Here is a 9,156-nt window from a genome sequence, read left to right as displayed (position 1 = left end):
ATGTCTTAGCTACCGTGACTCTCCTACAACTTTTACACTGGAAACGACGCTTTTTAAGACGTAATAGTGTAGGTGTTCCAGCTTGTTCAAGGAGAGGAATTTTAGAAGGCTTTTGAAAGTCATATTTGATCATCTTTCCTTGGCAGTGAGGACATGATGGTGCAGGATAATCAAGTGTTGCTTGAACCTCGATGTAGGTATCTTTTTCAAAAACAAGAGAAATAATGATATTTGGGTCTTTAATTCCGATTAATTCTGTGGTATTCTTAATAAGTCTCATAAGTTCTTCCTAATGATGGTTTGGTTGCTTTTCATTATAGTTCTTATGGGACTTTTTGTCTGCATTCAAAAAGCTCTATAATCTCTATAGTGATTTTACCCACTACAGAAATTATAGAGCCTAAAAAATCAAAACGCTTACAAATTGTAGAAAAGCTAGTTTTTTGAATCTAATTGTGATAGAATAAACATGTAAACGGGTTCAAACCCAAAAAATATAGGAGGCCTTTATAATGGCAATCGTTTCAGCAGAAAAATTTGTCCAAGCAGCTCGTGACAATGGTTACGCAGTCGGTGGATTTAACACAAACAACCTTGAGTGGACTCAAGCTATCTTGCGTGCAGCAGAAGCTAAACAAGCTCCAGTGCTTATCCAAACTTCAATGGGTGCTGCTAAGTACATGGGTGGTTACAAATTGTGTAAAGCTCTTATCGAAGATTTGGTAGAATCAATGGGTATCACTGTACCAGTTGCTATTCACCTTGACCACGGTCATTACAACGATGCTTTGGAATGTATTCGTGAAGGATACACTTCAGTTATGTTCGATGGATCTCACCTTCCAGTTGAAGAAAACCTTGAAAAAGCAGCTAAAGTTGTTGAATTTGCACATGCTAACGGTGTATCAGTTGAAGCTGAAGTTGGTACAATCGGTGGTGAAGAAGATGGTATCATCGGTGACGGTGAATTGGCACCAATCGAAGATGCTAAAGCTATGGTTGCAACTGGTATCGACTTCCTTGCAGCAGGTATCGGTAACATCCACGGTCCTTACCCAGAAAACTGGAATGGTCTTCACCTTGATCACTTGCAAAAATTGACAGAAGCTGTACCTAACTTCCCAATCGTATTGCACGGTGGATCAGGTATTCCTGATGATCAAATCCAAGCAGCTATCAAACTTGGTGTTGCTAAAGTTAACGTTAACACTGAATGTCAAATCGCATTTGCTAAAGCAACACGTAAATTTGTTGCTGAATATGAAGCAAATGAAGCAGAATACGACAAGAAGAAACTCTTTGACCCACGTAAATTCTTGAAACCTGGTTTCGAAGCAATTACAGCAGCTGTTGAAGAACGTATTGACGTATTTGGTTCAGCAAACAAAGCTTAATTGAAAAAAAGAACAAGGTCTTTTCTGGATCTTGTTTTTTTGTACCCAAATATATAGTTAATATCTGCGAATCAATCTGTGATTGAGCGCAAACAAATTTTAAAGAGCGGATATGGCTTTGGTTGATAGATTCTATTTCCTAACTTTTTAAGATATGCTATAATATGAATATGTTTGATAATTATATTGTACCTGTATTTTTTGGTGGTGGAGCTCTTGCTCTACTTGGTTTATTGTTATTTGGTTGGGCCTTGCCTTCATTTTTGAAGGGGAAGTGGTCTTATTTGATTTCCTTGTTAGGTTTAGGCTTGGTTGCTTTTGCTTACTTTGATGGGGCTATTGTTGTCACTTATAAAGTATGGCTCGGTTTACTAGGCGTTATCATGATTGGTTGGGGTCTTCCTTTCAACAATCGCAAGGGACGTCGTGCTATGACCATTTTTTGGAGTATCATGGCAATCGTTGTGGGAATTGCTGCTATTGCGTTCACAATTGCTTATGGTGTTATTAACCGCCACTAACATGAATCTTTAAAACATGCTATAATAATGGCATGTTTTATTTTATGACCCTATCATTTATTATTATGCCTGCTTTGGGTTGTTTCTTAATTGGTCTGGCTTTTGCTAAATCAGATCGTTGGGACTATTCTTGGATTTTATCCTTAATAGGTTTGGTGGCCTTTATTTCATCTTTTTGGCATATGGCGCGTGTAGACCTATGGTTTATGCTTAGCTATAGTTTTGGTCCTTTTTTGACGGGATTTGGTTTTTCTTGGGACTTAAGTAGGAAACGTCGGATGCAGTTGCTACTGTTAGGGGCATTTTTCCTTATCTTTTTTGTGATTCTATATTATCTTATTGTGCGAATCCTAAATACGGCCGTTGTTTAAAGGAGGCTTGTGATGTTGTTAGATTTAGAAGAGAAGACACGGGTATTAGTGGAAGATATTGTTGAACGATCTGCAATTAAGCGGGGAGCTATCTTTGTTTTGGGTTTATCGTCCAGTGAGGTTGCTGGTGGAACTATCGGCAAAGCCTCTAGCCGTGAAATTGGTCAACGAATTGTGAAGACTATTCTTGGGGTTTTGGAACCGAAAGGGATTTACTTGGCTGTGCAAGGTTGTGAACATTTGAATCGTGCTTTGGTCGTTGAGCGTGAGCTTGCTTTGGCTAAAGATTTGGAAATTGTCAATGTGCTTCCAACTTTGCATGCCGGTGGAAGTGGTCAGTTGGCTGCTTTTGATTACATGAAGGATCCTGTTGAGGTGGAAGAGATAGTGGCTCAGGCTGGTATTGATATTGGGGATACATCTATTGGTATGCATGTGAAGAGAGTTCAAGTTCCTCTTCGCCCCATTACTTCAGAACTGGGTGGAGCTCATGTGACTGCCTTAGCGAGTCGTCCTAAGTTGATTGGTGGTGCTCGTGCTGAGTATTTATCAGATCCTATTCGTAAAAACTAAAAAGTATCGGATGCTTATGTGTCCGATACTTTTTATGTTGGTTGGTTCTATATCTTCAGTGATGACGCTTGGCATAATCGACAAATTTGAACTTTTCAAGTTTGTGTCGGCTTTCAGTGAACTGAAACTGATTTCCATTATCCATATAAACTTTTGAGCGTATGCAGACGACGTGATGATCTTTGCCGATATCGATGAGGATTTTGTCTTGCTCGGTAATGTTATCAATGGTGATTTCTTTAAAGGCATGAGAAATGCTAAGGTGGAGCTGATTCTCAAGATAATCATAGATGGAGTTCTCAGCGATGCTGCGGTTGAGTTGAGGCATAAGTCTCGCATCTAGGTAATTAATATCAACGACAGAGCACAACCATCAACTACTCTTTGACGAATAAGACGCCAAACCTGTTGGCTTTTTGAAAATCCAGTTTTTTCTGAGAGATTGGTGTCAACGATGATTTTATCTAGAGAGATAACGTTGGTTTGTGATTTAATGCCTTGTTGTTTTATGAGCTCTTGGTAACTGGTTAAGTAAGATACAGGGAAGTTCACTTGTTCTTGACTAATAACTTGAGAGCCTGATCCATGAATCTTTTTAACCAGGCCCTCTTCAACGAGTAAAGCCAATGCCTTTCGTATGGTGTCTCGACTAACTTGGAAAGTTTCTACTAATTCTTGCTCGGTGGGTAGAAAGTCTCCAACTTGATATTCTTTGCTATGAATAGCTTTTTCTAAATCTTTATAAATAACCTGGTATTTTTTCATTGCTCTCCTTATTTGTTGGCAAAAAAACATACAACTATTGTTTTTTCAAAAAATATGGGTAAAAAATCACGGAACACTTGCAGACAAATTTGCAATCGCTTACAATTAGTTTATCAAGTCAATCAGATATTGTCAAAAAAGAAAAGGAGATTCAAAACGGACCAATCTTTAATTTCTATAAAGAATTAATTCGCTTGCGGAAGGAAATGCCGATCATTTCAGAAGGTAGCTACCTGCCAGCACTTGAAGATAGCAAGCAGGTCTATGCTTTTGAACGCCACTTAGACGGTCAAAAACTCTTGGTACTCAATCATTTCTATGGAAGTGAAGCTGAAGTGGCGATTCCAGCAGAATACCAAGCAGGACAAGTGCTCTTGTCCAACTATGAGCATGTAGAGCTTGCTGAAAAGGTAGTTCTTAAACCATATCAAACCTTGGCAATCCTAGTTAAATAAGCTAATTTTTCCTCGGCAAATGCTTTTGCTGGGGAATTTTGTTATAATGAAAGCACTTTTAATGTTGATGGAGGAAGTGTAATGACACGCTTACAAGATGATTTTTACCATGCGATTAATGGTGAGTGGGAAAAGACAGCAGTGATTCCCGATGATAAGCCTCGTACAGGTGGTTTCTCAGATTTAGCAGATGAAATAGAAAACCTCATGCTTGAAACAACGGATCAGTGGTTGGCGGGAGAGAATATTCCTGACAATCCTATTCTACAAAACTTCATTAAGTTTCACCGTATGGCTGCGGACTTTGACAAACGTGAGACAGTTGGTATCGAGCCTGTTAAACCTTTGATTGAAGAATACAAGAAGCTTTCCTCATTCTCAGAATTTGCTTCGAAAATTGCTGAGTACGAGATGTCTGGAAAGCCCAATGCATTTCCATTCGGCGTGTCTCCAGACTTTATGAATGCTCAATTAAATGTTCTTTGGGCTGAAGCACCACGTATTATTTTACCTGATACAACCTATTACACTGAGGATAATGAAAAGGGCAAGGAGCTTTTAGGAATTTGGCGTGAGACTCAAGAAGAACTCCTAGAGAAATATGGCTTTACAGCTGAACAAATCAAAGATATCTTGGACAAGGTTATCGCTCTTGATGCTAAGTTAGCCAAGTATGTCCTTTCGAGTGAAGAATCTTCCGAGTATGTAGAACTCTACCACCCATATAATTGGGAAGACTTTACCAAGCTAGCACCGGAACTCCCACTTGATAACATCTTCACAGAAATCTTGGGCCAAGTTCCTGATAAAGTTATCGTTCCTGAAGAACGCTTCTGGACAGAATTTGCAGCGGAATATTACTCAGAAGCAAATTGGGAGTTACTTAAGGCGGACTTACTTATCGATGCTGCTACATCTTGGAATGCCTATTTGACAGACGAGCTTCGTATCTTGGCTGGAAAATATGGTCGTGCGCTTTCAGGAACACCACAAGCTATGGAAAAGAAAAAGCAGCCTACTATTTGGCACAGGGCCCTTACAATCAGGCTCTAGGACTTTGGTATGCAGGTGAAAAATTCTCTCCAGAAGCAAAAGCAGACGTTGAAGCCAAAGTGGCAACCATGATTGATGTTTATAAATCACGCCTTCAAACAGCGGATTGGTTGGCACCAGAAACACGTGAAAAGGCTATTACGAAACTTAATGTTATTACGCCTCACATTGGTTACCCAGAAAAACTACCTGAGACATATGATAAGAAGATTATTGATGAAAACTTATCACTTGTTGAGAATGCACAGAAGTTAGTCAAAATTTCAGTTGCACATAGTTGGAGCAAGTGGAATAAACCTGTTGATCGCAGTGAGTGGCATATGCCTGCCCACATGGTTAATGCTTACTATGACCCACAGCAGAACCAAATTGTTTTCCCAGCAGCTATCCTTCAAGCACCTTTCTATGACCTTCACCAATCGTCATCAGCCAACTACGGCGGAATCGGTGCTGTCATTGCTCATGAGATTTCCCATGCCTTTGATACAAACGGTGCTTCCTTTGATGAGAATGGTAGTCTTAAGAATTGGTGGACTGAAGAAGACTATGCAGCCTTTAAGGAACGTACTGATAAGATTGTGGATCAGTTTGAGGGCTTGGACTCTTATGGTGCCAAGGTCAACGGCAAACTGACTGTTTCTGAGAATGTGGCTGACCTCGGTGGTGTAGCCTGTGCCTTAGAAGCAGCTAAACGAGATAAGGATTTTTCAGTTCGTGAATTCTTTGTTAACTTTGCGACGATTTGGCGTATGAAGGCGCGTGAAGAATACATGCAAATGCTGGCCAGCGTGGATGTCCACGCTCCTGCTAAATGGCGTACCAATGTTATCGTGAGCAACTTCGACGAATTTCACAAGGAATTTGACGTCAAAGAGGGCGACGGCATGTGGCGTGCTCCAGAAGAACGTGTGATTATTTGGTAAAAAGTGATGAAATCTGTCCAAAAATGGACGGATTTCTTTATTTTTATCAATGTAAAGGTTTACATAATGTGTAGAAAACGCTATAATAGATTTGTGTTAAAGCTTGTGAAGTTTTTAACAAGTATTCAAAGGAGTTTCATATGACTAAACAAACTAAAGATGTTCAAACAGTAATTGATGAATTAGCAACGAAGGGGGTTGAAGCCCTCGATGCTATGGCTAACTTTACGCAGGAGCAAGTGGACCATATCGTTCACCATGCTGCGATTGCTGCCCTAGATAAACACATGTACTTGGCAAAATTGGCTGTTGATGAAACAGGACGTGGTATCTATGAAGATAAAGCCATCAAGAACATGTATGCTTCTGAATACATTTGGAATAGTATTAAATATGACAAAACAGTAGGCGTTGTGGCTGAAGATAAAGAACAAGGTTTGGTTTCTATCGCTGAGCCTGTTGGGGTTATCTGTGGGGTAACACCAACAACTAACCCAACTTCAACAACGATTTTCAAAGCCTTGATTGCATTGAAAACACGTAATTCTATCGTCTTTGCCTTCCACCCTTCAGCTCAAAAATCATCTGCAGAAGCTGCTCGTATCGTTCGTGATGCAGCGATTGAAGCAGGTGCACCTAAGAACTGTATCCAGTGGATTGAAGAGCCATCTATTGAAGCAACTGGTCTTTTGATGAACCATCCAAAGATTGCTACCGTTCTTGCGACTGGTGGACCTGGTATGGTTAAGGCTGCGTATTCAACTGGTAAACCTGCCCTTGGTGTAGGTGCTGGTAACGTTCCTGCCTACATTGCAGCTGATGCTAAAATTAAACGTGCTGTTAATGATATCATTGTTTCAAAAACGTTTGATAATGGTATGATTTGTGCCTCTGAACAAGGAGCAATCGTTGATGCTGCTGTTTATGATGAAGTTAAGGCTGAATTCGAAGCCCATCAATGTGTGATTATCTCTAAAAAAGCTGATATTGCTAAATTGGAAAAAGCCGTTCTTAACGAAGCACGTACAGCTGTAAACGGAGCGATTGTTGGTCACTCAGCCGTTGAAATTGCAGAAAAAGCTGGTATCAAAGTTCCTGCAGGTACAAAAATGCTTTTGGCAGAAATTCCAGATGCAACTATGGAACACCCACTTGCCTTGGAAAAATTGTCTCCAGTACTCGCTCTTATCAAATCTGATGGTGTTGAAGATGGATTTGCCAAAGCAGAAGGGATGCTTAACTTAGGTGGTCTCGGACATACAGCTGTTATCCATACTGAAAATGAAGACCTTCAACTCCAATTTGGTATTCGCATGAAAGCCTGCCGTGTATTGGTAAATAGCCCATCATCTGAAGGTGGTATCGGTAATATCTACAACAATATGATTCCATCATTGACTCTTGGATGTGGTTCACACGGTCACAACTCAATTTCTCATAATGTTAGCTCATTTGACCTTCTTAATATTAAAACACTGTCAAAGCGCCGCAATAACATGCAGTGGTTTCGTGTCCCACCAAAAATTTTCTTTGAAAAAGATTCAATAACTTATTTGCGTCACATCAAGGCTGAACGTGTTATGTTGGTCTGCGACCCAGGTATGGTTCAGTTTGGTTATGCAAATTTGGTTAAACGACAATTGGAACTTAACCACAATGACCCATTGATTGAAGTCTTCTCAGATGTTGAACCAAACCCATCTACAAATACAGTTTATAAAGGTTTGGAACGCTTTGTAGACTTCCAACCAGACGTTATCATTGCCCTTGGTGGTGGTTCTGCAATGGATGCCGCTAAGGCAATGTGGATGTTCTTCGAACACCCAGATGTAAGCTTCTTTGGAGCTAAGCAAAAATTCTTGGATATCCGTAAACGTACCTACAAGATTCCTTATGCAGAAAAACAACATTTATCTGTATTCCAACTACTTCAGGAACAGGTTCAGAAGTAACATCATTTGCAGTTATCACTGACAGTGAAACACATATCAAGTATCCATTGGCTGACTATGCTTTGACTCCAGACATTGCCATTGTTGACCCAGCCTTGGTTATGAGTGTGCCTGCTAGCGTTACTGCTGATACAGGTATGGACGTTTTGACTCACGCTATTGAATCTTATGTGTCAGTAATGGCAAGTGATTATACACGTGGATTGTCTCTTCAAGCTATCAAACTCGTCTTTGAAAATCTAGAACATTCTTATCGTTTTGCTGATGAAGAATCACGTGAAAAGATGCATAATGCATCAACCATTGCAGGTATGGCTTTTGCAAATGCCTTCCTTGGTATTAGTCACTCATTAGCGCATAAGGTTGGTCCAATGTACAATATTCCACACGGACGTACTAATGCTATCCTCTTGCCACACGTTATCCGCTACAATGGACGTGATCCTCAAAAACATGCGATGTTCCCTAAATATGATTACTTCCGTGCAGACAAGGATTACGCGGATATTGCTCGTTACATGGGATGGGGAACTGACAAGCAATCAGATGCTGAGTTGGTTGAAGTATTGGCTAAAAAAGTCTATGAATTAGGACTTGCTGTTGGAATTGACATGAACTGGAAAGGACAAGGCGTCACTAAGAAACTTCTTCAGGACACTGCTTATACTTTGGCTGAACATGCTTATGAAGACCAATGTACAACAGCTAATCCAAAAGAACCACTTATTTCAGAATTGAAAGAAATTATCGAAACTGCTTTTGATTATAAAGGGTAGACGATGAACTAAAGTAGCTCTATTGTACTGACCCCAAAAAGTTAGACATTTAATTTATCCAAAGGATTTAGTTCTGTATTGCACAGGACTGAGTCCTTTTAGTTTTACCTTAATTCGTTTGTTATTGTAATAATCAATATAGTTTACAATAGCTTGTTCCAATTGATTAAGTGATTTAAACGTCTTTTCGTAACCATAAAACATTTCCGATTTCAAACTGCCAAAGAAGGACTCCATCATGCCATTGTCTGGACTATTTCCCTTACGTGACATGGATGGCTGAATTCCCTTACTCTCTAGGAACCGATGATAAGAATCGTGTTGGTATTGCCAGCCTGGTTCACTATGGAGAATCGTATTCTCATAGTGTTTC

8 protein-coding genes and 3 pseudogenes are annotated in these 9,156 nt (G+C 39.9%); 8 read left to right on the top strand and 3 right to left on the bottom strand.

Features of this window, described 5'->3' with window-relative positions:
• The coding region (locus HSISS2_RS10035; protein ID WP_042767147.1) for a transposase family protein at positions 1-280 on the bottom strand (280 nt) is incomplete at its 3' end.
• 232 nt (positions 281-512) lie between these two features.
• Between HSISS2_RS10035 and HSISS2_RS10030 the strand changes: the two genes are divergently transcribed.
• From HSISS2_RS10030 to HSISS2_RS10020, 4 genes are all read left to right on the top strand, one after another.
• The gene (locus HSISS2_RS10030) at positions 513-1,394 is read left to right on the top strand and encodes a class II fructose-bisphosphate aldolase (RefSeq protein ID WP_002887525.1); all 882 of its coding nucleotides are present in this window, start codon (positions 513-515) and stop codon (positions 1,392-1,394) included.
• 164 nt (positions 1,395-1,558) lie between these two features.
• Complete coding sequence (locus HSISS2_RS10025) at positions 1,559-1,915, top strand: hypothetical protein (RefSeq protein WP_002887526.1); 357 nt, start codon at positions 1,559-1,561, stop codon at positions 1,913-1,915.
• A gap of 32 nt (positions 1,916-1,947) precedes the next feature.
• Entirely contained in the window at positions 1,948-2,286 is a 339-nt protein-coding gene (locus tag HSISS2_RS11180; protein ID WP_008536082.1) for a hypothetical protein, read from the top strand.
• 12 nt (positions 2,287-2,298) lie between these two features.
• Entirely contained in the window at positions 2,299-2,859 is a 561-nt protein-coding gene (locus HSISS2_RS10020) for a TIGR01440 family protein (protein ID WP_021146594.1), read from the top strand.
• Positions 2,860-2,914: 55 nt separating this feature from the next.
• Here HSISS2_RS10020 and treR read toward each other — a convergent pair.
• A pseudogene (gene treR, locus HSISS2_RS10015) lies at positions 2,915-3,624 on the bottom strand (trehalose operon repressor).
• A gap of 140 nt (positions 3,625-3,764) precedes the next feature.
• Here treR and HSISS2_RS10010 point away from each other — a divergent pair.
• The 4 genes and pseudogenes from HSISS2_RS10010 to adhE form a co-directional block, all read left to right on the top strand.
• Positions 3,765-4,079, top strand: a pseudogene (locus HSISS2_RS10010) (DUF3459 domain-containing protein); the annotation flags it as partial.
• An 81-nt stretch (positions 4,080-4,160) separates the two neighbouring features.
• The gene (locus tag HSISS2_RS12270) at positions 4,161-5,132 is read left to right on the top strand and encodes a Neutral endopeptidase O (RefSeq protein WP_021146590.1); all 972 of its coding nucleotides are present in this window, start codon (positions 4,161-4,163) and stop codon (positions 5,130-5,132) included.
• Entirely contained in the window at positions 5,042-6,055 is a 1,014-nt protein-coding gene (locus tag HSISS2_RS12265; RefSeq protein ID WP_368000086.1) for a M13-type metalloendopeptidase, read from the top strand. Before HSISS2_RS12270 ends, HSISS2_RS12265 begins: the two co-directional genes overlap by 91 nt.
• Positions 6,056-6,195: 140 nt before the next feature.
• Positions 6,196-8,783, top strand: a pseudogene (gene adhE / locus HSISS2_RS10000) (bifunctional acetaldehyde-CoA/alcohol dehydrogenase).
• A 54-nt stretch (positions 8,784-8,837) separates the two neighbouring features.
• Here the strand turns inward: adhE and HSISS2_RS09995 are convergent.
• On the bottom strand, positions 8,838-9,156 hold a 319-nt coding region (locus HSISS2_RS09995; RefSeq protein ID WP_042767145.1), incomplete at its 5' end, for an IS3 family transposase.

The organism is Streptococcus sp. HSISS2 (assembly GCF_000448665.1).
Classification (GTDB): Bacteria; Bacillota; Bacilli; order Lactobacillales; family Streptococcaceae; genus Streptococcus; species Streptococcus raffinosi.
The sequence above is the reverse complement of the archived record's forward strand: the minus strand, read 5'-3'. Positions and strand labels throughout refer to the sequence as shown.